We start from the raw sequence: 26,889 nt of genomic DNA on the forward strand, positions 1-26,889 counted from the left end.
AAAGAAGGAATAAAATGGATAAGCAGAAAATCGAAAGAGCAGTAAGAGATATTATAGAAGCTATTGGCGAAGATCCAGATAGGGAAGGCCTTAAAGATACTCCAAGAAGAATTGCAAAAATGTATGAAGAAATTTTTTCAGGATTAAAGGAAGATCCTGGAAAACATTTAGAAATATATTTTCAGGATGAAAAGCATGAGGAAATGGTTTTGGTAAAGGATATACCTTTTTACTCTACATGCGAACATCATTTTGCACCTTTTTTTGGAAAAGCCCATGTGGGATACTTGCCTAAGGGAGGTAAACTTACAGGACTTAGCAAGCTTGCTAGGGTAGTAGAAACAGTTGCAAGAAGGCCACAACTGCAAGAAAGGCTTACGGCAACTATTGCAGAAACGATGATGGAAAAATTAGAACCCCATGGTGTTATAGTAGTTGTCGAGGCTGAGCATATGTGTATGACTATGCGAGGGATAAAAAAACCAGGATCAAAAACTGTAACATCTGCAGTTAGAGGGCTATTTAATAAAGATGCAAAGGCAAGGGCAGAGGCTATGTCACTAATAAATTTTGGAAGATAAGGTTTTGGATGTAGACTTGCAAAATTTCATATAATAATGGAGGATATAATGAGGAATATAAATTATAAATTTCATAGAAGAATTGATATAAATTGTGGTAAATATGAACTAAATTTAGGAACTCGTACTCTTATTATGGGTATATTAAATGTTACACCTGATTCATTTTCCGATGGAGGAGATTATACTCAAGTTGATGTAGCTGTAAAACATGCTAAAGCTATGGCTAGTGAAGGAGCTGATATATTAGATATTGGTGGAGAATCAACAAGGCCAGGGGCCCAGGAGGTTGATGCAGCTCAAGAATTGGAAAGGGTTTTGCCAGTTGTACAAAGGCTTGTAGGTGAAGTTGATTTACCAATATCGGTAGATACCTATAAGGCCAAGGTAGCTGAGGAAGTACTTAAAGCTGGAGCCCATATTATAAATGATGTGTGGGGACTACAAAGAGATCCGAATATAGCCTCTGTAATAGCTAAATATGATGCTCCAGTCATAATAATGCATAATAGAAAGAACACAGAATATAAGAAGGATATTATAGAAGAAATCTGTGATTTTTTTAAAAAGTCTATAGATATTGCACTAAAGGCAGGTATAAAGAAAGAAAATATAATATTGGACCCGGGAATAGGCTTTGGTAAAACCCCTGAGCAGAATATGGTAATTATGTCAAGATTGGGAGAATTCAATGACTTAGGATATCCTGTTCTTTTAGGTACATCTAGAAAGTCAATGATTGGAAAGATACTTGATCTCCCTCCAAAGGAAAGGGTAGAAGGAACACTTTCTACTACTGTAATGGGAATAATACAGGGAGTAGATATAGTTAGGGTTCATGATGTAAAAGAGAATGTAAGAGCAGCTAAGGTAACAGATGCTATTGTAAGGGGTATTTAAAATGGATAAAATAATAATGAAAAATCTTTCATTTTTTGGATATCACGGCGTTTTAAAGGAAGAAAACATATTAGGTCAAAAATTCTTTGTGGATATAGAGCTTTATGCAGACTTGAAAAAAGCTGGTTTAAGTGATAATGTTAAGGATACTATACATTATGGAGAAGTATATAATGAAGTAAAAAGTATTGTTGAAAACAAAAAGTTTAATCTCTTAGAGGCACTGGGAGAAAATATAGCTATAACTATATTAGATAAATTTCCAAAGGTAAATGAAATATGTATTAAGATAAGAAAACCGGAGGCACCGGTTAATGGTATATATGATTATTTTGGGATAGAAATAAGGAGAAAAAGAAATGTTTAAAGCCTATATGGGATTGGGAAGTAATATTGGTAACAAAAAAGAAAATATTGATAATGCTGTAGATATGATAAGAAATCATAAATTGATAGAGCTAAAAAAAGTTTCTTCGTATTATGAAACTGAACCTGTTGGATATCAGGATCAAGACTGGTTTTTGAATGTTGTTTTGGAAATTGATACCAAACTCAAGCCCTACGAACTTTTAGAATTTTGCCGATTGATTGAGGAAAAGCTAAAAAGGAAGAGAATAATCAGATGGGGTCCAAGAACTATAGATGTTGATATATTGCTTTACGAAGGATTTAAATCGAAGGATGAAAAGCTTACCATACCTCATCCAAGGATGACAGAAAGGGCATTTGTGATGATTCCTTTATATGAAATAGCTCCTAATATTAAAATTGCTGATTCGAATATAAGCCAAATAATAAAAAAACTGGAAGGTGAAAAAATAAGGAAGATAAATTATGAAGGATAGAAAAGAATTAACTGGAGAACAAATAGTAGTAAAAGTAGGAGATTTAAAGATTGGAGGAAATAATCCACCGGTTATAATAGCTGGTCCCTGTGCAGTAGAATCAAGACAGCAGGTTATGGAGACTGCTTTAGCCCTAAAGGAAATTAGTATAGATATATTAAGAGGGGGAGTATTTAAACCAAGGACCAGTCCTTACTCTTTTCAGGGCCTCGGTCTAGAAGGTCTTAAGTATTTGAAAGAAGCGGGAGAAAAAATAAAAGTTCCAGTAATAACGGAACTTATGGATGAAAAAAATCTTGAGGCTGTAGTAGAGTATTCTGATATTATACAAATAGGGTCTAGAAACATGTATAACTATTCATTACTTAAAGAAATTGGAAGGATAGATAAGCCAGTTTTATTAAAAAGGGGTATGAGTGCTTCCATAAAGGAATGGATAATGGCCGCTGAATATATAGCGGCATATGGCAATAAAAATATTATACTTTGTGAAAGGGGGATAAGAACCTTCGAAGTCTATACAAGAAATACATTGGATTTGGCAGCAGTACCCATTATGAAAGGTGAAACGGGATTGCCAGTAATAGTAGATCCAAGTCATGGAACTGGTCGGAGGGAACTTATTCTTCCCATGTCAAAGGCAGCTTTAGCATGTGGAGCAAATGGTTTGATGATAGAGGTACATATTGATCCCCAAAAAGCTTTAAGTGACGGGCAGCAGTCTATTACACCGGAACAATATAAGAAGATATTTTTAGAGGTAAAAAAATCTTATTTTAAACTGTAAAAAGTACAGCTCAATTAGTAAAGAGCTGTGCTTTTTTAATGAATAGTAAAATTAAATTCTGTCATAAGACATTTTAAGGTTTAATAAATTTCAAATATTTGTATTTTTTATCTAAATATAATTGAAAATTGATAATATTTTGTATTATAATTATTTAAACCACAAAACAGAAATAAATATTATTTTAGAAAATTTTATAAAATTATAATTGAGCAAATTGCATAATTACCTCCTGTAAAAACTATCTACTACATATAGTTTAAAAATCTCTAAAGACATGCTATATATATTATGCAACCCAGCCAAGTTAGAATTCTGCAATTTCTTCAATTACATAATTTTCTCAATATAAAACTTAATTTAAACAAAAAACATGTCATATCAATGGATTTAGTAGATAAAATAAAGTAAGTATGTGTTTTGAGGGGGAGAATAAATGTCATCTCAACATGAAATGGATGTATTAATTGTTGATGACAAACTAGAGAACCTATTGGCTTTAGAGGGTGTGCTTGAAGATCTGGAATTAAATATAATTAAAGCCACTTCTGGAAATATGGCTTTAGGGTTAATGTTAGAGTATGATTTTGCCCTTGTTTTATTAGATGTACAAATGCATGAAATGAATGGATTTGCAATTGCTGAGCTCATGAGAAAATGTGAAAAAACTAAAAACATTCCTATTATATTTATTACGACTATTAATAAAGAACAAAAATTTATTTTTAAAGGGTGTGAAGTAGGTGCAGTTGATTGTATTTTTAAGCCAATAGAGCCATTGGTATTAAAAAGTAAAGTAAAGGTATTTATTGAACTTCAAAGGCAAAAAAAATTGCTGAAAGAACAGGCTAGGCTTCTAGAAGAAAAGATAGATGAGTTGTTGGAGCTAAAAGAATTAAATTGTAGATTAAAGCACATATCTACTATAGATGTCTTAACGGGTATTTCAAACAGAAGATTTTTTGAAAGAAATATTCAAATTGAATGGCAAAGATCAATACGTACAGGTATACCCTTATCATTAATTATGATAGATATAGATCATTTTAAAGCATTTAACGATTGCTATGGTCATCAAGAAGGTGATAGATGTATTAGGCAGGTGGCTGAGGCTATTGTTTCCTCTACCCAAAGACCTGCCGATTTTGTGGCTAGGTATGGTGGTGAGGAGTTTGTTGTAGTTTTACCAGAAACTCAGAGACAAGGGGCTCTTGTTGTGGCTGAGAGGATCAGAAAAAAAGTAGAATCCATGGCTGTTAAACATAAGGGTTCCTGTGTATCTCCATATGTTACAGTTAGTTTAGGAGTTTCTACTTTATTGCCGGAAAAGTATTATTCAGTTGAAGAACTTATAAATAGTGCAGACAAAGCTCTTTTTCAAGCCAAATTTTATGGCCGAAATAGAGTGGAAAAATAGATTTATAAATTAAGGTTAGGTGATAAATTATGAAAATAGCAGTACTGGGAGCAGGAGCAATGGGATGTTTATATGGAGGATTACTTTCTATAGGGGATAATGAAGTGTGGCTGATCGATATATGGAAGGAGCATGTTAATCGAATAAATGAGAAGGGACTTATAATAGAAGATGAAAATGGGAAAAAGATTATAAAAAATGTTCAAGCCACAATTGATACTAATGATATAGGGATAGTTGATTTAATATTAGTGTTTGTAAAATCAACTATAACAGATAAAGCTCTTAAACCAGTAAAAAATATTATTGGAGAAAATACCCTTATTCTAACATTACAAAATGGACTTGGGAATATCGAAAAAATTCAATCTGTAGTAGGGAAGAAGAATATAATCGCAGGAACAACTTCCCACGGTTCAACATTACTTGAACCCGCTAGAATTTATCATGCAGGAAAGGGAACTACAGTAATAGGTGAAATAGATAGAGAAAATACGGAGAGAATCCAGAATCTTAAAGAAATATTTACTAAATGTAAAATTGAAACTGTTATAACAAACAACGTCCTTGGAGTAATTTGGGATAAGCTTCTTGTAAATGTAGGTATAAATGCTATAACAGCCCTTACAGAACTTAGGAATGGTGAATTGTTAGATTTTAAAGAAACTGAAGAGCTATTGGAAATTGCAGTTGAGGAAGGAATAAATGTTTCGAAGGCAAAAAAAATAATTCTTATTAATGAAGACCCTATAGAGCACACTAAAAAAGTGTGTAGGTTAACAACCAGTAACAAATCTTCTATGCTTCAGGATATAATTAATAAGCGAAAAACAGAAATAGAGATGATAAATGGTGCTATTGTAAAAGAAGGTGAAAGACAAGGTATTAAAACTCCAATAAATCTTGCCTTAACAAATCTTATAAAAATTAAAGAAAGAAATTAAGTTTAAGAAGCATAATAGATTAATCTGTTATGCTTTTATTATTTTTAAAATAAAATATTTAATTTATTAGCAAAGCAGGTTAAATTAAGAAAACATTTCTAAAATCAATTTTCCAAAATTAGAATTATACAATGGCCTCAAATATTTAGAAAATAATTTTGAGTTTAATTTTATTTTAGGGTTGAACTTTTTTCTTTTAAAATTTTATGTATAGTATAAAATAATATTAAAGGGAATCGTCAATATATAGAGAAATAATTTATTAACTGAGATAATTGCATAATATATATTATGAATTAAAAGAATTGAGGGATAAAATGAAAGATATTAGAATACTGGTGGTAGATGATGAAACTGAAATTTTAAATCTTCTGATGAAGTATCTGGAAAGAGAAGGATATAATGTTGATATTGCTTCTGATGGAGAAGAAGGTTTAAATTTATTTAGAATAAATAATTACGACATAATTATTTTAGATGTTATGATGCCTAAAATCGATGGCATAGAACTTTGCAAAATACTTAGGAATGAGACTAATATTCCAATAGTTATGCTGACAGCCAAGGATGATGAGATTGACAAAGTGTTAGGACTTAGAATAGGGGCAGATGATTATATAACAAAGCCCTTTAGTATGAATGAATTTGTTGCTAGAGTAAATGCTCTTTTGAGGAGGTATTTAGTACTAAGTAATAAAGCAGTTTTTAACAATGATTCTACATTGAGTTTTGGAGAATTAAAAATTGATTTAAAGAGCTATACGGTATATCGTGGTAAAAAAGAGATTCAACTTACTGCAAAGGAGTTTGAGCTATTAAGATTTTTTGCCAATCATCCTAATCAAGTTTTTACAAAGGCACAAATTTTTAAAAATGTTTGGGACGATACATTTATAGAAGATGATAATACCGTTATGGTTTATATAAGAAGACTAAGAAAAAAAATTGAAAAAAATCCCCAAAAACCACGTCTTGTTCAGACTGTATGGGGAATTGGATATAAATTTATTGGAGAATGATAATATGAAAATGACAGATAAAATTTTTATTATATTAAATTGGACGGTATTATTTTTTTCATGTATTTCATTAATAATATTGTATTATTCAAATATTATAAATCCATATTTAACTATATTAAATGTTTTAATAGCTATTTTTTCTCTGGCTAAAATATATATAAATTATAAATGTATATTTAAATTTGAGCGTATAAATGAACAAGTAGAAAGGGCTGCCTTAGGAAATCTCAATACCCGTATACTAGTAAGGGACGATGGAATACTTTCTAAGCTGGTGTGCAATTTTAATAAAGTAATCGAAGAGTTACAAAAGACCCAGGAAAATCAAATTACCGTTGAAGAATCCAGAAGAAAATTAATGTCTAATATATCCCATGATATTAGGACACCTTTAACATCTATTATAGGATATATAGATGCCCTTAGGGATGATGTTGCTGCTAATGAGGAAGAGAGGTTAGAATATTTTGATATAATTTCTAAAAAATCAAAGGATCTTAAAAAGCTTATAGATGAAATATTCTATATGGCAAAATTAGATTCCGATGAAATAGAAATGAATTTTCAGATATATGACATTGGAGAAATAATAAGAGAGAGTATAATAGCATTTTTACCAGAGCTTAATAAAAAAGAAATTGAATTAAGGGTCAATTTGCCTAAAAAAAAGACATTAGTTTATGTAGATAAGCTTAGTATTATTAGAATTCTTAATAATATATTTAAAAATTCTATTCAGTATGGTAGTGAAGGAAAAATTTTAGGAATAGATCTTATTTCAACTCAAAAGAGCTATCAAATTAATATATGGGATAGGGGACAGGGAATTGATGAAGAGCATTTACCATATATATTCGATCGTTTATATATACAAGATAAGACGAGAAATAAGTCCTTAGGAAGTAGTGGACTTGGTCTTGCAATTGTAAAAAAACTTATTGAAAAGCATAGAGGAACTATATGGGTAGAGAGTAGACCTTATAAAAAAACCGTTTTTAGCTTTACCATTCCCAAGCTATGAAGAAATTATCTTTAGAAAAATCCTTAAAAGCATCCTGTTTTTTTTATATATAAATTTACTTTTGAATTTGATTTACTATATAGATTTCCCGTAGCAGAAAAAGGCGTTTTAGATCTTACTGAATGGGATTTTCAAAAAGATGGAGCCATAAAAATAGATGGGGAGTGGGAGCTTTACTGGAAGCAGCTACTAACATACGATGATTTTCATGAAAAGGAGAATATTTATAAACCCAGTGGATATTTCAATATTCCTAAGGTATGGAACAAGTATCAAATAGCAATTTATAGATAAGCCCGTAAAACCACCGTTGCTTGTCTCGGTGGTAGTTCACTGGGGTTATAGAAAAAATACCTTTTTAATATTTTCCATCTATAGTATAGTCATTGGAATCCTTTTCAAAGGAATATTCCATATTGTTTTGAAATAATGTAATATCATAGGTAGTATCTACTGTAATCCATTTTCCACTATCCTCTAAATATACTTGATTCCAAGCATGATAAGCTTCTATATCATTTTTATTACCCATAAGATATTTAGTCGGAACATCTACACTTCTAAGCATAACAGCATAAAGACTTGCAAAGTCTGAACATATTCCAGATTGGCTGTTGAATGTATCTTCAGGTTTAGGAGTATAGCTTTTACTAAGGTTTTCTGCTTTCTTATGATCATAAGAAAAATTTTTAACTATATAATTATAAATTGCGAAGGCCTTTTCCCTATTTGTAGTCATTCCTTCAGTTAGATCCTTGGCTTTTTTAATTGCATTCATATCTTTATTCCAGTTTAACATTTGACTTTGATTCAAATAGACCTTTAAAGGATTACTAATAGTAATATTATTTTTTTTAGTGGAAATGTTTTTATATTTATTACCATCTATATTTTCTAAAATAGCAAAAACATATTCTCCATTACCAAAGGTTAATGGATATTGACTAAAGTTATTTAGATCATAAAAGGATTTTTCCTGGTCTTTTTGAATCATTATTTTAATTTTTTTATTTTCAGTATTTGTATAAGTAACCTTTAGCAATCCTTCCTTAGAATCTGACAGGTCAAAATAGTCATTGTCAGCATAGGAAAAGCTAAAGGTTAAAAGAATAAAGGATATCACAAAAATTAATTTTTTAAACAAAAGAATCTCTCCCTTCGGTAACTGGCTGTCATCATACACAAGTATGGAAGACCCTATAGCTTTGCGTCCCAAGCTTTCACTTGGTTTGCCTTTATCGTTGAAAAGACTTTCAACAAAAACAATATTAAATTCTATCTATGGTATAATTATACCACTTTCTCTATATTTAAAACAGGTCAATTAATTAAAGGTTTTAAATTCTTTGCCGATAATAATGATGAATTAAAGTTTTAACAAGTAAAGGAGATATATATAAGTGAATTCATACATACATAATGATTACAGTATAAAACCCTATGATTTTCTTGGGGGTTCAAAACATAAAAACAAGGATATAAAAGAGGAAGAAGAAAAGAAACAAATTGTAGTAGAAAGGGACGGAAAATATTCTTATACATACATGATAGATAAAGAGGGGCGGAAAATTCTATTAAGAAAAATACCAGTTTCTCAAGAAGAACAACAAGAAAATTTACAAAATTTAATTAAACCTGACTCAACAAATCAATGCAAACAACAAATGTATATGGAAGGTATACATAGAAGGAATCTACAAGAAATAATGAATATTATAAAAGGGAATATAGGATAAATTTTAAAAGTGATTGCCTAAAATTTAAATCCTCTTGCATTTTTAACCAAAAATAGTATATAATCTATGTAGAGGAAAATTGAAAAGGTCGCCGTGTCTTTTGAGTGTGCCAGCACTCAAAAGCTCATGCAGGTAGTGGACGCTACCTACACGAATAGCTTATATAGCTATCACCGCAACCTTATGTTATTATATAACATTTACCACTTTTTTTCAATAAAGATAACATAGGTGCACGTGTAGGAACTCTATATTCCTGCTGTGCCCTTTTTTAATTTTCCTCTCAAAAAAAATTTTTTGAGAGGAAAAGATATATATGCATTACAAAAATTCAAAAGAGAAAGACTGTGGGAAAGGGTCTGCATATGATGATTCTACAAACAGCAGCCAATCCCCCAGCCCTTGTGAAAAAGAAAAAAACGATAATAAAAAAGAAGAGCTAAAAAAAATGAAGGAATCCATCAATAATGCACGATATAAAATGTACAAAACAGCAGGATTTAAAAAGAGCCAAGATACCCTTATTGCCGATGAAACTGTAAAGGTCAGTAAAGAGCTTGATGTACTCATTGTAGAATATTATAAGAAAAATAATATATGCTAAAACAAAGTATAGCTAGAAAATAAGGGGCAGTGGGAAAATAGATAGCCAAAAAAACAGTATAATGCATATGCATTGTACTGTTTTTTAAATTCGAATTGACTTTTATCCAATAATTTTTAGTTTAATTATATTAAAATCCTTTATTGTTATTGAATGGGCATCATAAACAACCAGTCCATCTTTTCTCATCTTATTCAATTCTCTAGACAGAGAACTTCTTTGGACCCCTAGTCTTTCAGCTAATTCTTTTTTTGTCATATTAAGCTTTATTTTATTTGTGTTTTGAGAATAGTATTCATAGTTTAAAAAATCTATTATGGACTCTCTTAATGATTTCATAGAAATTGATTTAATTTTACTTGTGAGTATAAAGGTTTTTTCAGATATAGATTTTATGAATTCAATTAAAAAGATTTTGTTGGTCTGGCAAAGCTGCAAAACAAAATCCTTTTTTATATGTAGAATAACAGCATCGGATTTAGAGGTTACAGTCATAGGATATGTATTATTATTCCCAAACAATAGATTGCCACCAATAGCATCGCCTATATTAAACTTAGTAATAGTAAGTACATTTCCATCTTCATCAATTTTTTGAATAATTATTTCACCCTTTAAAATTATATCTAATGTCAGGCATTTTTCACTTTCAAAATGTATAATGCTGTTTTTTTTATACTGAGAAAGTTTATAGTTGTTATCGTTGAATAATAATAGAAGTTCTTCAGATGAAAAACATTTAAACAAATCAGTTAAGCATAGAATTTTTAGATATTTTTCTAAATTCATAAAAAAGCCTCCTTTAATATTCAAATTAGTTACCATGGTAACTGATAAAATATATTAAAAATTATATTATATAATTGAGGAAATTCATAATTAAAATTTGACAAAATTGCATAATGTACAAGGTCTGAATTTGAAGATTTTAAAGCTATATATAGTATATGGTCTTTGTAGCAGATAATTATGCAATTTGCTCAATTAATAAATTTTATAAGGAGGAATTAATATGCTGGAAAAAATTTATAAATATCAAAGGATAAATCAAAAAATAATTGAGAAAATCATTGCCGACGAAAATATTGCCTTAAATCATATGGTTCTTACAAAGGAAACTGGCCTTCCAGAACATTATTCAAATTCTAATGTTTATATGATAATTATTAGAGGTGTAATGACCCTTAAGCTAGATGAGCAAGAGGCGATGGAATACAAAGCTGGTGATATTATAAATATTCCATATAATACAAAAATGAATGTTAATAATTTTCAAGAAGAAGTATTAGAATTTTTTGTTGTTAAATCACCAAATCCTAAGTATTATAAGGGTGAGTAGAAATGGATATTTTTACTTTGTCACTTTGGGCTCTAACAGGTATTGCTTTTTTAGCATCAATAAAGAAAAATAAAAAAAAGACATTAGGTTCAATGAAAATGGCAAGGGGTATGATGAAAAATATGATGGGAGAAATAGTAGGAATACTATTTCTTATAGGTCTAATTTTGACATTTATCCCCCCAGAGTCAATAAATAGTGTTCTAGGTAAATCAAATGCTCTAATTTCAACCATAGCTTCTGCAATTGTAGGAAGTATAACTCTAATACCTGCATTTGTTGCATTTCCACTTGTGGGATCATTTGTAAATGTAGGAGCAAGTATAGTTCCAGCAGTTGCCTTTTTAACTACTTTAACAATGGTGGGAATTGTAACTTTTCCATTGGAAAGACAGGAGTTTGGATTGAAATTCACATTAATTAGAAATGGATTAAGCTTTGTATTTGCTATATTCATTGCACTAGCAATGGGGGTGCTAATGTGAAATTAACAAAAACTATAAAGAAAAACAAACTACTAACAGGAGTATTTTTGACATATGTATTTTTACTTATAGTAATGCCAAATAAAGCAGTTGAATCCTTTAAAAATAGTATGTATTATGTTAAAGAGATGTTAGAGATTATACCTGTTATATTTTTGCTTACTTCATTAATAGAAGCTTGGGTACCAAGGGAAGTTATTATAAATAGCTTTGGAGAAAAATCAGGAATCAAGGGAAGTATATTTTCCTTTATATTAGGAAGCTTTTCTGCAGGGCCTATATATGCTGCTTTTCCAGTGTGTAAGATGCTGGTTAAAAAGGGTGCAAGTATTTTTAATATTGTAATTATATTAAGTACCTGGGCAGTAGTAAAAGTCCCCATGCTTATAAATGAAGCAAAATTTTTAGGGATAGAATTTATGATTGCAAGATGGCTGCTTACTACAATATCAATATTTATAATGGCTTATATAGTGTTTTTAGTTATCAAAAAGGAAAATCTTCCCATTGATAAAGAATTAAAAGATAAAAGCAGTGAAAATAAAATAAAAATAAAGGAAGAGTACTGCATAGGCTGTGGAGTATGTGCAAAATTATGTCCAGATTGTTTTGTTATCATCGATGGTAAAGCTAAAAATATAAAAGAAAAGATAGAACCTGATTATGTAGAAAACTTTGAAAAAGCTATGAAGAAATGTCCAACTAAAGCTATTTATCTATAGATAAATAGCTTTAGCTTTTATAAGTAAATTGTGAGACATCTTTGTTTAACTGATTATGATTCATAGACAATGAGTATGTTTTTAAAAATATAAATATGTAAATGATTATTATTGATTCTATATTCATTACTAATGGAAGTTTACTTATTTTAATGATCACACTAGCAGCTATTAATGATGAAGCATATGTTGTACTGAAAAATAAGAGTATTCTCTCTATTGGAGAATGTATATATTTCAAGAAATAGAAACTTGATAATAATAGAAAGCCTCCCAAGGGTATTCCCAAAATAGATATAAAAGAAATAAGTAATATGGAAAAATAAACTATGGAATCAAGGAGTGATTTTGAATTACCTATTTCAAAAAAAGCATTTAAAATAAAACTTAAATAACTCTTAATAAGATTATTACCTGTATAAGCTATATAAAGATCAAATTTTATAACTTGAACAATTAGATATAGGCAAAAAGCTAAAAATAAGAATTTAAGAATTAAATAAATAAGAATTTTTCTACTTGATTCTATAGCTTTTAAAAAATATTGTAATTTATAATTTTCTCTTATTGTTAGACTAATTCTCTTCACTATTTTTACTTGAATCTTAATAATGTAAAAGATGATTAATATACCAAATATAAATGTAATCAAATGATTCATTTGAAAACCTTGCCTTTGAAAATTTCTATAATCGATTATCTTATAATTAGCTGATGATTTACCCATATTCTCAAGGAGATTAATAACAGATTTTTCACTTTTAATTTCCCCATCTTCATTTGAAATTGATATTTGAAAGCATGGAATCCTTATATCCTTATTTAAAGAAAAAATTGTTTGCAGTGGAATATAAACATTAGGTTCCTTCTTTCTTATTAATCTATTTAGAAATGAAGCCTTATTTTTGTAAATACCAATAATTTTAAAATCTTCCTTCATTAATTGTACATTCATTCCTACAATATCAGTGCTTTTAAACAGTTCTAATGCAGTGTTTTCTTCTATTATTAAATTTCGTTTTTTATTTTTTTCATCCTCTTCAGTAAAAAAACTTCCATTCACAATATTAATGTCAGTAAAGTTTTTATAAGCGGAATTAACAGCTAAAGCTTTAATTAGCATACTATTTGAGCTAGTTTTAATATTTGCCTCAAAGGGGAATGTGAATGAGCAAATATTATTTGTCAAGCTGTTTTTAAGCTCATAAATTTCCTTTTCATTAAATCCAAGCTTTTCATTGTTTATAATATTTTCTTTAGCTTCAATGGATATTCTTTTTGAGCCAACTGTACCTAATAGTTCCATGGTATTTTCATTTATACCTTCAATGAAGAAAATGCAAAGAATTAGAATTAAGATACCACAAGCTTGAAGGATATTCCAAATTTTCACATTATGCATTTTGTTCACTTCCTTTGAGTAGGTCTAACTCTACTATTCTCATAAATAGGCTTGCTAAAGTCATATACAATACTGGCTCTATTATCTAAACCATCTATAATAACAGTGTTTTGATTATCATTATCACCAATAGATAGATATTGTTTTTCAACATAATGCTCTTTTCCCAATGCCCCTTCTCTTTCCTTTACTATAAATATGAAATTACCACTATTGTCCTTACCAAGTGCCGTATTGGGGACAAGAGTATGGAAGGTTTTTGATTTTTTAATTATACGATACCTAAATTTTTCTTCTCCTAAGAATTCTGTTTCATCAATGTCAGCAATAAATTTTTTATTGTTATCTTTAGTAATGATTCTTTTAATTGTAGCATTAATAGTTTTACCCTTTGATTTTAAAGAAATTGATAAGGGGTCTCCGATTGCTACTAAACTTTCATCCTCCTCCTGAATATCAGCAGAAAAAGAAAATCCCTTTTTAGGATTGACAATTAAACAAAAAGGTTTATCATCAAAGGCCAGTTCACTATTTTCATAATAAATTTCTTTAACTATACCATCATAGGGAGAGGTAAGCACTTCCTCATCTTTTAGCTGACTGATTTTTAACTGTTGAATTTGAATATCATATTTTAGAGATTCAATATCTTTTTTTTGCTTATTTAGTGAAACTTCCTTATTCTCTTTTGTGGTTTCAAGCTCTAATTTTTTTTGTTCATATTCATTTTCAGCTATTTCCATATCATACTGAGCTTCATTTAAATTTTCAGTGGCTTCTGCACCTAATTCTACCAGCTGCTTCTTTTGTTTAAAATTTCTTTGTGAATCCTTGAGCTTCTTCATAGCTTTTTCCAATTCTAGTTCAAGATTTTCTATTTCATTGTTCTTATTACTAAGCAATAGTTTTTCTAGCCTTGTTTCTAATGCCTTCAATTTAATTTCTTCCTCTGCCAATTTAGGATCAGAAACCTCATTATAGAAAATCGCAATAATTTGTCCTTTTTTAACTTGTTCTCCAATCTCAGCTTTAATTTCCTTAACTTTCTTTGTGGAATTAGGATATAGCTTAAGTGCTTCCTTTGGAACTATATATCCAAAGCCAGTTATTTCATAAGTTAAAGTACCAGAATAGGGCTGAGATAAAATCACTTTTGGAAGAGAAAGATTTTGGATAGTTTTTGAGAAAAAAGTAATGAAAAGCATTGTACCAAAAAAAATCACAATAGCCCTTCTAAATATTCTTTTTCTCTTTTTATCATTAACTTCCCTATAATTTTCCATAATTCACCTCTTACAATAAATATTAAAGTAAATATAAGCTAAAACTTAGAGCTTACAACTACTTCATCCCCGAATTAAGCTGTATTCCTTCAACAAGATAGCTTTCCCAATATAAAAACATTAAAAGGGGAGGAAGCATGTATATAGTTGAGGCAGCAAAGGCATAGTGAAAATCCTTTTTCCCAATTATTGATAAATATGTAGATAAAGGTCTTTTAACAGCATCATCTATAAACAATAGTGGTTGTTCAACCATATTCCAGTAATCAATAAATAAAAGAATTATAAGTGAAGCAATTGCAGGCTTCAGCATAGGTAAAACAATATGGATAAAAATTTGAAAATATCCTGCTCCATCTACACTGGCAGCTTCTATACATTCCTTGGGAATGTAGTTCATAAACTGTTTCATTAAGAATACACCAAAGGGTGCAAAAATTGCTGGCAGGATTAATGCTGCATATGTATTTGTAATTCCCAGTCTATCAACAACTAAATAATTAGGAACCAAGGTAACCTGAAAGGGCATCATCATTGTAATTATATAAATAAAAAATAATTTGTTTTGTCCCTTAAATGAAATTTTACAAAAAACATATGCTGCCGTAGATGAAACAAATAACTGACCAATTATTATAGCAGCAACAATTCCAGTAGAATTCCAAAACATTCTTAAAAAGAAGGACTGCCGAAAGAGTATATTTATATATTGAGTAAGGTCAAACATATCTGGAATTAATTTGATATTCATATAAGCTTTATTATTCTCATTATTATCTAAGCTTGCAACAAAGGAATAGCTATCTGATATTTCCTCTGATCCCATGAAAGAATTTGCAAAAATTGCAATTACAGGATATATAAAAAACACAGACATAAGAGTCAATAAAATATAAATAGTAATTCTTTTCTTAGTCAGTTTATTTGGCTTTAAAATCATAAATGCACTTCCTTTTCAAAAAATTCTATAGAAGCTAAAAGAATGGCATATTTTATAAATATTTGCTAAATCTATTTTCAAATTTAAATAATACGTAAATTAAAAGGCCTAAAGCTATTGCTATTACATATGCAGCAGCACTTAACTTTTGATAATCAAGGGATGTAAATACATTATTCATATAATGCTGCATTGTATAAATACTTTCATGGGGATAGGGCCCAGCCAGCATATATACCTCCTTAAATATTTTAAAGGAATTTATTATAGATAAAACAAAAACGAAGAATGAAACAGGAGTAAGGTATGGAAGGGTAATATAAATGAATTTTTTAAAAGCTCCAGCTCCTTCAATATCTGCTGCTTCATAATATTCCTTAGGTATTTTCAAAAGACCTCCTAAGAATATAACCATACAATAGCCTATATTTTTCCAAGCATAAAGAAGAACCATAATAAATCTTGCTTTACCTGAATTCAACCAATTTACAGAGGATATGCCTAGAGAAGCAAGGGTTCCATTTAATACTCCATTATTGTGAAAGAGAATATTCCATATAAGTACTACAGATGCCGTTGGAATGACCATTGGCACTATGAATGTAGACCTAAAAATACTTCTACCCTTAATTTTTTTATTTAATAAAATAGCAAGAATTAGTCCCAAGAGCATTGTAAGTGGTACAGCCAATAAAGCAAAATATACTGTATTGGCTGCAGCCATTAAAAATAAATCGTTAGATAAAAGGTTAATGTAGTTTTTAATTCCAACAAAGCTGCCATCTATACATCGATCCAGCAAAGAGTACCATCCACAACCTAAAAATGGAATTACATAAAAGAGGAAAAAACCTGCCAAGCTTGGAAACAGAAAGAAAAATATTGTTAGTCTTCTGTTTAACTTGAATTTCATCAATAATTTGCTCCTTTACTATTCATTTAAATACATTTCTACTTTTCTTTGTATAATCTTAGCTGTTTCTTCTGCAGATTTATTTCCATTAAAGAAATTCTTTATTTCTTCATTCAAAACTTTTTGAATTTGTATATCGTATGTATTACAATTATTTAACTTAGGAACTATTTCATTTATTTTTTCAATATTATTTTTAAATTGATTTTGAATTTTTAGGGGTTCTGTAACATTGTATCCATAAATATTACCAAATTCTTCTGTACTATCCTTAGCTTCTTCAAAATTATGTTGGATTTTATTCTCTCGTGCATTTTTATTTATTGGAATTCCATAGAGCATTTTATAGCTTTGAACTTCTTCGGAAAGCAGAAATTTTATAAATTCCCACGCTTCTTCTTTATGCTTGGTGTTACTATTTATTCCATACATATTATAGGCGCTAAAAGTAGTAACATCATTATCTAAATTAGGGTATTTATATAATGCTACTTTGTCTGTGTTTAAAAATGAATTACTAAAAAAAATTGTAAAATCACTAATTGAATAGGGAACGAAAACACAACCCCTATTATCCATACTAGCTTCTGTTATATCTGAATTCACAAAGGAGCCACTAGACATAGCATCACATATTTTAAGGAGATTTATAAACTCTTTAGATGTAAAGTAAGCCTTCTTATTTTCATAATCGATGAAGCTTTTACTATTTGAAGACAATAGGTAATTAAATAGATTTTCAGGTATAATAGTAGGCATGCTGTACATATCATTTTTCCCATCCCTATCAATATCCATTGTTACTTTCCTTGAAACATCTAAGAAATCTTTCCAGGTCCAATTGTCATCATCAATTTTAAAAGAATGTTTATTTAGAAAATCCTCATTAGCCAAAAAAGCAGAATAATATATTGTTAAGGGTACCGTATATAATTTATCTTTATATTCCATCGCATCGAATATATTTGTATAATAAAGATTTTTATCAAAGGAAGCATCTTTACTCATCAGTTCCTTAAGGTCTAAAAGAAGACCTTTATCGGCATATTTTCTATAGGGTATGCTACTAACTTGAATTATATCTCCACCCTTTCCCGTTAGCATTTGTGTATTAAGCTTTTGGATAAAATCATATTCTTTTTTAAATCCTTCTTCTTCAGCCTTTAAAGATTCTTCATATGTCATATCAGTATTTACAAAGGAAACAGCATCATAGTTTTCCACATTAATTATTACATCGGGATGTTGGTTTTCAAATTTATTTATGGCATATTCAAGGACTGAATCCAAATATCCTACAGTAATTGTAATGGTTTTTATATTGGTGCTGTCAACATTAATTTTATTAGTATTAGCCTTGTATAACAAACTTTCATAATTTGTTGAATCAAGACCACAAAAGTAAATGTTTTCGTTTGAGTCAAAGGTTAAATCTTCAAAAATAAAGGATTCATTATCTACCATAGAATCTATATTTAAATGTGTATTTATGGATTTTCCGTCGGAGGAAATATTTATAATATTATTAAAATTTGCTACATATAGGGATTTTGATTGTTTAGAATAAGCAGCACTTTTTATAGAAACAAATTTACTATCATTCTCTATTTTCCATAATATATTGTCATTTAAAGGGCTTTGCTTTAATACATAATAGTTTTTGTTAAAACCTCCTATATATAAATTATCCTCTTCATCAAGTTCTATAAATAAGCAGCCATTTTTATTTATAGTTTTTATTTTAGAGCCTTTAGAATCAAATATCTGAATGTTAGTATCAGCAGTCATTACATAAATATTACCCTTTGAGTCAACTTCTAAATCCCATCCATATAGATTATCTACATTAGCTATATCAGTATCCTCTAAGTCTATTGCAGCTATTTTATTACCCATTAAATTGAACACATGAACCCTAGGACTTGGAATTGTAGATAATACATACAAGTTATTTTTAGAATCGACAGTAAAAAGGGGACTAGTGCTTTCAGTAGAATCTTCAAAATTAATACTTTTATCCTTGGTTCCATCATTATTTAAAATTACAAATTTGTGATTTTTTCTATCATATGTAAGGAATTTTTCATTGGATATTGACTCAAGTCCTTTAATAGAATCGAGCTCTAAGTTTTCACCAAGTTTCTCTACAGTGTACTTTATTTTTACAACTTCCTTTGGAGGCTCCTTTCCATTAGTCAATAGAAAAGCAGTTAAAGCTATAAAAAGAGCAGCTCCTAATAATGTCCATTTAACATAAGGTTTTTTAAAGTTAATGATGTTCTTCACCCTTTCTATAATAAATTTTTTACCATCTAACATACTCGTGGCACCGGGAATATAATTATAGCCTGAAAATATGTCTAGCATCTTAATCATTGTGCTTCCATATTTTTTATATTCATGGGGCTTAAGACAAGATAATACATAATAATCACAAGCGGCTTCACAGTCCTGTCTAGCTTTATAGAAGGCAAACCAAAGTATAGGATTAAACCAGTGAAGAATTTGCAGGAAAATGAAAACCCATCTAATAATAATATCCTTTCTTTTATAATGGGCTAATTCATGCATGAAAACAAATTTCAATTCTTCATCGGTTAAAAGATCAATATAATTAGGTGAAATCAATATTTTAGGATTAAAGACACCTATTAATGATGGTGTTTTTATTTTAGAGTCCACTATTAAAGGAACTTTCTTTTTTATTTTCATTTGTGATTTACATCTATAATAATTAGAAAGAGTATTCTCCTTGGTACAGCGGTGAAATTTTCTGATTTTTAGATTGAAGGATATTTGCAGCAAAATTATATATGAACTGCTGACAAATACACCAATAATCCATATAATCCCTAGAATATGAGGCAAATTTTTACTATTTGCTCTGGGCACATTTTTATACTTAAAAGGTAGATAGCTATTTTGATTCCTAACTATATTTAATATATTAAAGTTTTCCTTATGTAAATATTGATTTTGGTTATTATGCTTATCATAGAAATTTGTTTGTAGATTTTCTTCATTTGTAGATTTGATTTCAAAAAGCTCAAGGTTATTTGAATCTACCATCGATTGAATATTATTAGAACTAACGCTGTTATAGTTTTTATTATGTATTACAGGTGATTGAATTTCCTGACAAGCTTGATTATAATGGGTAAAAAAATTAAAAATACTAAAAGAGCTTTCAGGAACATAGGGGATAATCAATCTTAATAGCAGAATTATCCAAATGAAATAATGCCAGTTAGGGCTAATGCTTCTTTTGAATATTTTTTTAAAAAAGAGGATTACTAAGGCAGTAATGGTTCCCATAAATGACATTGTTAGTACGGTATGAAACATACTATACAAAGTCATTTCTCATCGCTCCTATGTTGGCTTTTATCTAATAATTTTTTTAATTTGTTTATTTCTTCCTTTGACAGTTTTTCATTTTTTAAAAAATTAGCCATCAGCAATTGTAGAGAACCGTCATAAACCTTTTTTAAAAAGGTTTTAGTTTCTTTCTTCATACAAAGTTCTTCTTCATATAAAGGATAGTAAGTATATGGATTTTCTTCTTTTATACCTAAGACCTCTTTCTTAACAAGTCTTCGTATTAAGGTATGGATAGTTTTTCTATTCCATTTGGTCTCTAGCTGAAGCTTATCGATAATTTTGGCAGCAGTAAGGGGAGATTTCTTCCATAGCACCTTCATAACCTGCCATTCTGCGTCTGATATTTTAGGTATGTTTTCACTCATTTTTTTCGCTCCTTTATTTTAAAAAGTTAATAAATGATTATTTGGTACTACAAATGTAGCACAAGAACATACTACAACTGTAGTACCGAAATGTCAAGCGAAAATATTATTTGTTACTCTTTTATTATTCATTTAAATACATTTCAACCTTTCGCTGAATAATCTGGGATGTTTCCTTTGCAGACTTATTTCCATCAAAGAAACTTTTTGTTTCTTCCTTTAATATTTTTTGTATTTGAATGTCATAGGCATTAAAAGTGTTTAATTTAGGAACTAATTTATTCATTTTTTCTATATTATACTTTAGCCGTTTGTTTATTTCTTTTGGTGATGTCACCTTATATCCATAGAGACTACCAGACTCCTCCATATCGGTATTAGCTCTTTTAAGGTTATATTCAAATTTCTTTTCCCTGGCATTTTTATTTATTGGAGTATCATAGAGCTTTGTATATTCTTGAACTTCTTCTGAAAGGAGGAATTTGACGAACTCCCACGCCTCATTTTTGTATTTGGTATTACTATTTATTCCATACATATTGTATACTGTAAAGGGGTAAATATCCCTATTGGAGGTTGGATATTTATAAAAGGTGATTTCATCTGCATTAATAAGAACATTAGCAGTAAATAAAGAGAAATCATTAACTGGCCACGGGAAAAAAACAAAGCCCCCATTGTGTGAATCAAAGTGTGTAACTTCTGGATTCATAAATTCTTCATTACACATAGTTTCACACAATTTAAGAAGTTCAATAAATTCTTTAGATGCAAAATGAGCCTCTTTATTTTCGTAATCTATAAAGCTGTGATTAGTTGAGCTTAATAGGAACTTAAATATGTCTTTTGGAAAAGTAGTGGGCATTGAATACATGTCATTTTTACCATCTCCATCAATATCCATTGTTACTTTCTTAGAAATATCTAAGAAATCCTTCCAAGCCCAGCTGTTATCATCAAATTCTATGGAATATTCCTTTAAAAAATTAGTATTAGACAAAAGAGCTGGATAAGTTACAGTCAAAGGCATTATATACAATCCATCCTTATATTCCATTGCATCAAATATATTGGAATAATATAGATTTCTATCAAAGGAGGTATCTTTATTCATCATTTCCTTAAGATCTAAAAGCAGACCTTTATCTGCGTATTTTTTATAGGGAATATTATCCATTTGAATGATATCAGGGCCTTTTCCCGTCAGCATTTGAGTGTTAATTTTTTGAATGAAATCATACTCCTTTTGAAATGCTTCTTCTTCAATCTTGCTAGTATCTTCATATGTCATATCACCTTTAATCCATGAAAAAGCACTGTAATCTTCCACATTAATTACTATATTAGGATGCATATTTTCAAATTTATTTATGGCATATTCAAGAGTTGAATCCAAATTTCTTACAGAAATTGTAAGATGCTTTATATCCTCACTGTTGATAATACTTTTACTAGTACTAATCTTATATACTAAACCTTTATTCCTATTATCCCTATTAAATCCACACAAATAAATGTTTTCATTTTGACCAATGGAAAAATTTAGACCAACGAAGGAACCATTCTCTTGTATTATTGAATCTATATGTAAAACTGGATTCATGGATTTTCCATCGGAGTCAATAGTTATGATTTTATCTTTGATTGCTACGTATAAGGATTTTGATTGTTTAGAGTAAGAAGCGGATTTAATAGAAATTAAATTTTGCTCATCCTCGAATTTCCATAATACATTTTCCTCTAGGGGGTTTAATTTTAGTACGTAATCATTCTTATTGTATCCCCCTATATACAAGTCATCATTTTCATCAAGCTCGATAAATGAGCAGCCATTTTCATTTATAGTTTTCACCTTAGAACCCTTGGTATCAAATACTTGAATATTGGTATCGGGTATCAATACATAAATATTATCATTGGTATCGACCTCTAAATCCCAGTCATATACATAATCTGTTTTAGCTATATCTGCATCCTTTAATTCTATTTCATTGATTTTTTTACCCATCAAATCATAAATATCTATTTTTAGAGTTGAAGCTGCAGATAATACATATAATTGATTCTTTGAATCAACAGTAAAAATTTTTTTAGTATCCTTAGGGAGATCTTTGCAGTCAATAATCCTTTCCTTACTACCATCACTATTTATAATTATAAATTGGTTATTTTTAGTATCCTGTATAAGAAATTGACCATTGGATATTGATTTAAGATCTGTGATGGACTCAAGGCCTAAGTTTTTACCAATTTCCTCTGCATCATATTTAATCTTTATAACTTCCTTTGAAGGGTCTTTTCCATTAGTTAATAGAAAAGCAGTTAAAACAGCAAAGAGAGCAATTCCAAATAAAGACCATACGATATAATTCTTTTTGAAGTTCATAATGTTTTTCACCCTTTCTACTATAAATTTTTTATGATTTAACATGCCTGCGGCACCAGGTATATAATTAGAGCTAGAAAAGATATCTAGCATCTTAACCATTGTACTTCCATATTTTTTATATTCATATTCATTGATATAAGATAACACATAGGAGTCACATGCGGTTTCACAGTCTTGTCTGATTTTATAAAAGGCAAACCACAGTACAGGATTGAACCAGTGAAGAATTTGAAGAAAAATGAGAACCCATCTAATAATAATATCCTTTCTTTTATAATGGGCCAGTTCATGCATGAAAACAAATCTTAATTCTTCATTTGTTAAAAGATCAATATAATAAGGGGAAATTAGTATTTTAGGATTTAAAATACCTATCAATGATGGTGCTTTAATTTGATAATCCACTATCAAAGGAATTTTCTTTCTTACCTTCATTTGTGATTTACAGTTATAATAATTAGAAAGAATGCTTTTATTGGTACAATGATGTAAGCTTCTTATTTTAAGACTATAGGAAAGCTGCACCCATATTATATATGTGCTGCTGATAAATACACCCACAAGCCATATGATCCCTAGAATATGAAAAAAATCTATTTTAAGTTTTTGAGAATACTTAACAAATTTTATAGGTAAATCAGCATGTTGGGATTTAATCATATTAAATATATATAGTCTATTTTCGTAAAAGTATTGATTTTTATTATGACCCTTAGAAGAGTCTGTTTTGAAGCTTTTATGTTCTAAATCCTTACTTTTAAGAAAATCATAGCTGGTTGAATCTATCAAAGTCTCAATATCATTAGAATTAAGGGAGTTATAATTTTTATCTTGAATAATAGGTGATTGAATTTCTTGGATTTCTTCATTATAATGGGTAAAAAAATTAAAAATACTAAGGGAGCTTTCGGGAGCATAAGGGATAATCAGTCTAATCAGCAGAATTATCCAAATCAAGTAATGCCAGTTAGGGCTAATTCTTTTTTTAAATATTTTCTTAAAAAAAAGAATTACTAAAGCAGTAATGCTTCCCATAAATGACATTGTCAGTATAGTATAAAACATACTATATAAAGTCATTCTTCATCTCCCCCATATTCACTTTCATCCTCTCCTTTGTTTTCCAGTATTGATAAATAATAGCTTGGTATTACAAGTGTAGTATGGTTACATATTACATCTGTACTACGGAAATGTCAAGAAAAAAGAATATATACTCTTGTATAAACATGGAAAAAGTTTTGTATAGATGGTATAATTTTATAGTGTAAGTAGATTAGTGAACATTAGACACAGCAGCTATTAAGGCTATATTTTCTATAGATATTTATAAGCTTTATACATCAAAAAAACCTAGAAGCATCGATATTTTTAAGATGTATAAATTAACTTGTTGTGCTAGTTCTCATAGCGGGAGTTTTAATATTAGTTATCTTTATATATATATAATTGATGAGGAGATGAAATGATGAAGGGACAAAAACGTATTAGAGACTATGGTATAATTATAGGAAAAATGGATACGGGAGAAAAAAATGCAATCACAGATGTTGAAGGCGTAAAGGTTGGTCATGTTACACTGAATGATGGTGCTATAAAAACAGGAGTAACGGCAATTTTGCCCCATGAAGATAATTTATTTAAAGAAAAGCTTGTTGCTGCAAGTCATGTAATAAATGGTTTTGGGAAAACAGCTGGAACCATACAGATTGAAGAGCTTGGTACTATAGAAACTCCAATTATACTAACTAATACCCTTAGCGTTGGGAATGCCCATGCAGCTTTAGTCCAATATATGTTAAGGCATAATGAAGATATAGGAGTTTCAACTGGTACTGTAAATCCCATAGTTTGTGAATGTAATGATGGATATTTAAATGATATAAGGGGGATGCATGTTAAAAAAGAGCATGTTTTTCAGGCTTTAGAAAATACTGATAAGAACTTTGAAGAAGGAGCTGTAGGCTCTGGTACCGGGATGTCCTGTTATGGATTAAAGGGAGGTATTGGAACGTCATCACGACTCGTTAAAATGGGTGATGAAATCTTTACAATAGGAATATTAGTAATGTCTAATTTTGGAACTAAAGAAGATTTAACAATAAATGGTGTAAAAATGGGAAAAATGATAGTTGAAAAAGAGAAAAGCCGTAAGCCAGAAGAAGACAAAGGATCAATAATAATTATTTTAGCAACAGATATACCCGTCACCCATAGACAGTTAAAAAGGCTATGCAAAAGAACCGCTGTGGGATTAAGTAGAACGGGATCATTTTGGGGAAATGGTAGTGGAGATGTTGTAATAGGCTTTACTACAGCAAATAGAATAAAACATTATGAAAAGGAGGCTGTAGTAAGTATTAAAGCCTTTAATGAAAACAAAATTAATGATATATTCAGAGGAGTATCAGAAGCCACAGAGGAGGCTATTTTAAACTCTCTCATATGTGCAGACACCACTAGGGGAAGAGATGACCATATTAGATATTCATTAAAGGAATATATAGATTTAATAACAGAATAAGTACTTATATGGGTTTAAAGTTTAGCTTTAAGCCCATATGTTGTTTCGACCTTTAATTTCATCATTCATTTTGTAAACAAATGAATCGCTTATTAATATATTGAAAGGGGAGGATTATTAATATCATTACTTTTCATGTATCCTTAAGAGATTATTATGAGGTGATAGAATGCTTTTAGTTTGTGGCGGCGCAGGTTATATAGGTAGCCATACGGTATTTGAACTCATTGATAAAGGAGAAAAAGTTGCTATAGTAGATAACTTACAAACGGGACATAAAGGAGCAATTCATCGGGATGCAAAATTTTACAATGGAGATATACGAGATAAGAAATTTTTAGATAATGTATTCACAGAAAACGAAGTGGAGGGAGTAATCCATTTTGCAGCCAACTCATTAGTAGGTGAGAGTATGGATGAGCCCCTTAAATATTATGAAAATAATATCTATGGGACCCAGGTTTTGCTTGAAACCATGAAAAAATATGATGTAAGAAGGATAGTTTTTTCATCGACTGCTGCAGTATATGGAGAGCCAGAAAATATTCCTATATTAGAAGGGGACAAAACAGAACCGACAAATCCCTATGGAGAAACGAAGCTGGCTGTGGAGAGAATGTTTAAATGGGCAGATAGAGCATATAATATAAAATATATTTCCTTAAGATATTTCAATGTGGCAGGGGCCCATGAAAGTGGATTGATAGGCGAAGATCACAATCCTGAAACCCATTTGATACCATTGATTTTACAAGTTCCATTAAACAGAAGGAACCATATTTTTATATTTGGAGATGATTATGATACCCGGGATGGAACATGTATAAGGGATTATATACATGTGGGGGATTTAGCATATGCCCATATATTAGCTTTAGAAAAATTGAGAAATGACAGTGAGAGCTCAATATATAATTTAGGTAATGGAGAAGGGTTTTCAGTTAAAGAAGTGATTGAAGCAGCAAGAAGAGTAACTGGACATCCAATTCCTGCAAAGGTTGCTAGTAGACGAGCAGGAGATCCAGCAAGACTTATTGCTTCATATGTAAAAGCTAAAAAAGAGTTAGGATGGAAGCCCAAGTTTACTAATATAGATGATATTATTAGAAGTGCATGGATATGGCATCAAAAAAATCCCAATGGATTTGATTTTTAAAATATAAAATCTTATTGATAAAATCTTAATAAAAAGACTGCTTTTAAGAGTTTTGTAAGAATTTATTAACTTTAATGTAAATTTTGTGAATTAAAATATTACTAAGGGATATAGTAAATAAGTATTAGAGATC

Annotated in this window: 25 protein-coding genes and 1 riboswitch; of the genes, 16 read left to right on the plus strand and 9 right to left on the minus strand. The window is 29.7% G+C overall.

Annotated elements, in window-relative coordinates; translation table 11 throughout:
- The first annotated feature begins 14 nt into the window (after positions 1-14).
- The 9 genes from folE (at position 15) to B5X81_RS02495 (ending at position 7,517) form a co-directional block, all read left to right on the plus strand.
- Complete coding sequence (gene folE, locus B5X81_RS02455; protein WP_208984963.1) at positions 15-581, plus strand: GTP cyclohydrolase I FolE; 567 nt, start codon at positions 15-17, stop codon at positions 579-581.
- Positions 582-629: 48 nt separating this feature from the next.
- The gene (folP, locus tag B5X81_RS02460; protein WP_079489099.1) at positions 630-1,481 is read left to right on the plus strand and encodes a dihydropteroate synthase; all 852 of its coding nucleotides are present in this window, start codon (positions 630-632) and stop codon (positions 1,479-1,481) included.
- 1 nt (position 1,482) lies between these two features.
- Positions 1,483-1,848, plus strand: coding sequence for a dihydroneopterin aldolase (folB, locus tag B5X81_RS02465; RefSeq protein ID WP_079489101.1), 366 nt, complete (start codon positions 1,483-1,485; stop codon positions 1,846-1,848).
- Positions 1,841-2,326: a 2-amino-4-hydroxy-6-hydroxymethyldihydropteridine diphosphokinase gene (gene folK / locus B5X81_RS02470; protein WP_079489103.1), complete on the plus strand. Its 486-nt coding sequence runs from the start codon at positions 1,841-1,843 to the stop codon at positions 2,324-2,326. Before folB ends, folK begins: the two co-directional genes overlap by 8 nt.
- Positions 2,316-3,113 carry a 3-deoxy-7-phosphoheptulonate synthase gene (aroF, locus tag B5X81_RS02475; RefSeq protein WP_079489104.1) on the plus strand — a complete coding sequence of 266 codons (798 nt, stop codon included), beginning with the start codon at positions 2,316-2,318 and terminating at the stop codon, positions 3,111-3,113. The genes folK and aroF overlap by 11 nt, the downstream gene beginning before the upstream one ends.
- A 436-nt stretch (positions 3,114-3,549) precedes the next feature.
- Positions 3,550-4,530, plus strand: coding sequence for a GGDEF domain-containing response regulator (locus B5X81_RS02480; protein WP_079489106.1), 981 nt, complete (start codon positions 3,550-3,552; stop codon positions 4,528-4,530).
- A 29-nt stretch (positions 4,531-4,559) separates the two neighbouring features.
- Positions 4,560-5,474 (plus strand): ketopantoate reductase family protein, encoded by a 915-nt coding sequence (locus B5X81_RS02485; RefSeq protein WP_079489107.1) that lies wholly within the window; start codon positions 4,560-4,562, stop codon positions 5,472-5,474.
- 317 nt (positions 5,475-5,791) lie between these two features.
- Entirely contained in the window at positions 5,792-6,493 is a 702-nt protein-coding gene (locus B5X81_RS02490; RefSeq protein ID WP_079489109.1) for a response regulator transcription factor, read from the plus strand.
- 4 nt (positions 6,494-6,497) lie between these two features.
- Positions 6,498-7,517: a sensor histidine kinase gene (locus B5X81_RS02495; protein ID WP_208984964.1), complete on the plus strand. Its 1,020-nt coding sequence runs from the start codon at positions 6,498-6,500 to the stop codon at positions 7,515-7,517.
- 358 nt (positions 7,518-7,875) lie between these two features.
- Here the strand turns inward: B5X81_RS02495 and B5X81_RS02500 are convergent, their stop codons facing one another.
- Positions 7,876-8,661, minus strand: a complete 786-nt coding sequence (locus B5X81_RS02500; protein ID WP_139380226.1) for a transglutaminase-like domain-containing protein — start codon at positions 8,659-8,661, stop codon at positions 7,876-7,878.
- 13 nt (positions 8,662-8,674) lie between these two features.
- A riboswitch (cyclic di-GMP riboswitch) is annotated at positions 8,675-8,761 on the minus strand.
- A 156-nt stretch (positions 8,762-8,917) separates the two neighbouring features.
- Here B5X81_RS02500 and B5X81_RS02505 point away from each other — a divergent pair.
- Entirely contained in the window at positions 8,918-9,253 is a 336-nt protein-coding gene (locus tag B5X81_RS02505) for a hypothetical protein (protein WP_079489110.1), read from the plus strand.
- Positions 9,254-9,569: 316 nt separating this feature from the next.
- The gene (locus tag B5X81_RS02510) at positions 9,570-9,857 is read left to right on the plus strand and encodes an aspartyl-phosphate phosphatase Spo0E family protein (RefSeq protein WP_079489112.1); all 288 of its coding nucleotides are present in this window, start codon (positions 9,570-9,572) and stop codon (positions 9,855-9,857) included.
- Positions 9,858-9,959: 102 nt separating this feature from the next.
- Here B5X81_RS02510 and B5X81_RS02515 read toward each other — a convergent pair whose 3' ends face one another.
- A complete protein-coding gene (locus B5X81_RS02515; RefSeq protein WP_079489113.1) occupies positions 9,960-10,646 on the minus strand; it encodes a Crp/Fnr family transcriptional regulator in 687 nt (228 codons plus the stop codon).
- 223 nt (positions 10,647-10,869) lie between these two features.
- Between B5X81_RS02515 and B5X81_RS02520 the strand changes: the two genes are divergently transcribed.
- Genes B5X81_RS02520 through B5X81_RS02530 form a run of 3 tightly spaced genes read left to right on the plus strand, consistent with a single transcriptional unit; the run spans position 10,870 to position 12,403 of the window.
- Positions 10,870-11,196 carry a cupin domain-containing protein gene (locus tag B5X81_RS02520; RefSeq protein ID WP_079489115.1) on the plus strand — a complete coding sequence of 109 codons (327 nt, stop codon included), beginning with the start codon at positions 10,870-10,872 and terminating at the stop codon, positions 11,194-11,196.
- Between the two features lie 2 nt (positions 11,197-11,198).
- Complete coding sequence (locus B5X81_RS02525) at positions 11,199-11,681, plus strand: permease (RefSeq protein ID WP_079489116.1); 483 nt, start codon at positions 11,199-11,201, stop codon at positions 11,679-11,681.
- Entirely contained in the window at positions 11,678-12,403 is a 726-nt protein-coding gene (locus tag B5X81_RS02530) for a permease (RefSeq protein WP_079489118.1), read from the plus strand. The genes B5X81_RS02525 and B5X81_RS02530 overlap by 4 nt, the downstream gene beginning before the upstream one ends.
- A 10-nt stretch (positions 12,404-12,413) precedes the next feature.
- On the opposite strand, the gene B5X81_RS02535 is transcribed toward B5X81_RS02530, so the two are convergent.
- From B5X81_RS02535 to B5X81_RS02565, 7 genes are all read right to left on the minus strand, one after another.
- Positions 12,414-13,805: an ABC transporter permease gene (locus tag B5X81_RS02535; RefSeq protein WP_079489119.1), complete on the minus strand. Its 1,392-nt coding sequence runs from the start codon at positions 13,803-13,805 to the stop codon at positions 12,414-12,416.
- Positions 13,806-13,810: 5 nt separating this feature from the next.
- On the minus strand, positions 13,811-15,088 hold the full coding sequence (locus B5X81_RS02540) for an efflux RND transporter periplasmic adaptor subunit (RefSeq protein ID WP_079489121.1): 1,278 nt from the start codon (positions 15,086-15,088) through the stop codon (positions 13,811-13,813).
- 58 nt (positions 15,089-15,146) lie between these two features.
- The gene (locus B5X81_RS02545) at positions 15,147-16,028 is read right to left on the minus strand and encodes a carbohydrate ABC transporter permease (RefSeq protein ID WP_079489122.1); all 882 of its coding nucleotides are present in this window, start codon (positions 16,026-16,028) and stop codon (positions 15,147-15,149) included.
- 52 nt (positions 16,029-16,080) lie between these two features.
- Positions 16,081-16,941 carry a carbohydrate ABC transporter permease gene (locus B5X81_RS02550; protein WP_079489124.1) on the minus strand — a complete coding sequence of 287 codons (861 nt, stop codon included), beginning with the start codon at positions 16,939-16,941 and terminating at the stop codon, positions 16,081-16,083.
- 18 nt (positions 16,942-16,959) lie between these two features.
- Complete coding sequence (locus B5X81_RS02555) at positions 16,960-20,301, minus strand: extracellular solute-binding protein (RefSeq protein WP_079489125.1); 3,342 nt, start codon at positions 20,299-20,301, stop codon at positions 16,960-16,962.
- The gene (locus B5X81_RS02560) at positions 20,298-20,687 is read right to left on the minus strand and encodes a BlaI/MecI/CopY family transcriptional regulator (RefSeq protein ID WP_079489127.1); all 390 of its coding nucleotides are present in this window, start codon (positions 20,685-20,687) and stop codon (positions 20,298-20,300) included. The genes B5X81_RS02555 and B5X81_RS02560 overlap by 4 nt, the downstream gene beginning before the upstream one ends.
- 124 nt (positions 20,688-20,811) lie before the next feature.
- Positions 20,812-24,156 carry an extracellular solute-binding protein gene (locus tag B5X81_RS02565; RefSeq protein WP_079489128.1) on the minus strand — a complete coding sequence of 1,115 codons (3,345 nt, stop codon included), beginning with the start codon at positions 24,154-24,156 and terminating at the stop codon, positions 20,812-20,814.
- A 388-nt stretch (positions 24,157-24,544) separates the two neighbouring features.
- Here B5X81_RS02565 and B5X81_RS02570 point away from each other — a divergent pair, with 388 nt between their 5' ends.
- Positions 24,545-25,600 (plus strand): DmpA family aminopeptidase, encoded by a 1,056-nt coding sequence (locus tag B5X81_RS02570; RefSeq protein ID WP_079489130.1) that lies wholly within the window; start codon positions 24,545-24,547, stop codon positions 25,598-25,600.
- A 169-nt stretch (positions 25,601-25,769) separates the two neighbouring features.
- Complete coding sequence (gene galE, locus B5X81_RS02575) at positions 25,770-26,756, plus strand: UDP-glucose 4-epimerase GalE (protein ID WP_079489131.1); 987 nt, start codon at positions 25,770-25,772, stop codon at positions 26,754-26,756.
- Positions 26,757-26,889: the final 133 nt, after the last annotated feature.

This window comes from Maledivibacter halophilus (assembly GCF_900167445.1).
In the GTDB taxonomy this organism is placed as follows: domain Bacteria; phylum Bacillota; class Clostridia; order Peptostreptococcales; family Caminicellaceae; genus Maledivibacter; species Maledivibacter halophilus.

Coding starts and splice junctions, on each gene's coding strand:
- folE (WP_208984963.1), top strand. CDS start 15: ATGGATAAGCAGAAAATCGAAAGAGCAGTAAGAGATATTATAGAAGCT.
- folP (WP_079489099.1), top strand. CDS start 630: ATGAGGAATATAAATTATAAATTTCATAGAAGAATTGATATAAATTGT.
- folB (WP_079489101.1), top strand. CDS start 1,483: ATGGATAAAATAATAATGAAAAATCTTTCATTTTTTGGATATCACGGC.
- folK (WP_079489103.1), top strand. CDS start 1,841: ATGTTTAAAGCCTATATGGGATTGGGAAGTAATATTGGTAACAAAAAA.
- aroF (WP_079489104.1), top strand. CDS start 2,316: ATGAAGGATAGAAAAGAATTAACTGGAGAACAAATAGTAGTAAAAGTA.
- B5X81_RS02480 (WP_079489106.1), top strand. CDS start 3,550: ATGTCATCTCAACATGAAATGGATGTATTAATTGTTGATGACAAACTA.
- B5X81_RS02485 (WP_079489107.1), top strand. CDS start 4,560: ATGAAAATAGCAGTACTGGGAGCAGGAGCAATGGGATGTTTATATGGA.
- B5X81_RS02490 (WP_079489109.1), top strand. CDS start 5,792: ATGAAAGATATTAGAATACTGGTGGTAGATGATGAAACTGAAATTTTA.
- B5X81_RS02495 (WP_208984964.1), top strand. CDS start 6,498: ATGAAAATGACAGATAAAATTTTTATTATATTAAATTGGACGGTATTA.
- B5X81_RS02510 (WP_079489112.1), top strand. CDS start 9,570: ATGCATTACAAAAATTCAAAAGAGAAAGACTGTGGGAAAGGGTCTGCA.
- B5X81_RS02515 (WP_079489113.1), bottom strand. CDS start 10,646: ATGAATTTAGAAAAATATCTAAAAATTCTATGCTTAACTGATTTGTTT.
- B5X81_RS02520 (WP_079489115.1), top strand. CDS start 10,870: ATGCTGGAAAAAATTTATAAATATCAAAGGATAAATCAAAAAATAATT.
- B5X81_RS02525 (WP_079489116.1), top strand. CDS start 11,199: ATGGATATTTTTACTTTGTCACTTTGGGCTCTAACAGGTATTGCTTTT.
- B5X81_RS02535 (WP_079489119.1), bottom strand. CDS start 13,805: ATGCATAATGTGAAAATTTGGAATATCCTTCAAGCTTGTGGTATCTTA.
- B5X81_RS02540 (WP_079489121.1), bottom strand. CDS start 15,088: ATGGAAAATTATAGGGAAGTTAATGATAAAAAGAGAAAAAGAATATTT.
- B5X81_RS02545 (WP_079489122.1), bottom strand. CDS start 16,028: ATGATTTTAAAGCCAAATAAACTGACTAAGAAAAGAATTACTATTTAT.
- B5X81_RS02550 (WP_079489124.1), bottom strand. CDS start 16,941: ATGAAATTCAAGTTAAACAGAAGACTAACAATATTTTTCTTTCTGTTT.
- B5X81_RS02555 (WP_079489125.1), bottom strand. CDS start 20,301: ATGACTTTGTATAGTATGTTTCATACCGTACTAACAATGTCATTTATG.
- B5X81_RS02560 (WP_079489127.1), bottom strand. CDS start 20,687: ATGAGTGAAAACATACCTAAAATATCAGACGCAGAATGGCAGGTTATG.
- B5X81_RS02565 (WP_079489128.1), bottom strand. CDS start 24,156: ATGACTTTATATAGTATGTTTTATACTATACTGACAATGTCATTTATG.
- B5X81_RS02570 (WP_079489130.1), top strand. CDS start 24,545: ATGAAGGGACAAAAACGTATTAGAGACTATGGTATAATTATAGGAAAA.
- galE (WP_079489131.1), top strand. CDS start 25,770: ATGCTTTTAGTTTGTGGCGGCGCAGGTTATATAGGTAGCCATACGGTA.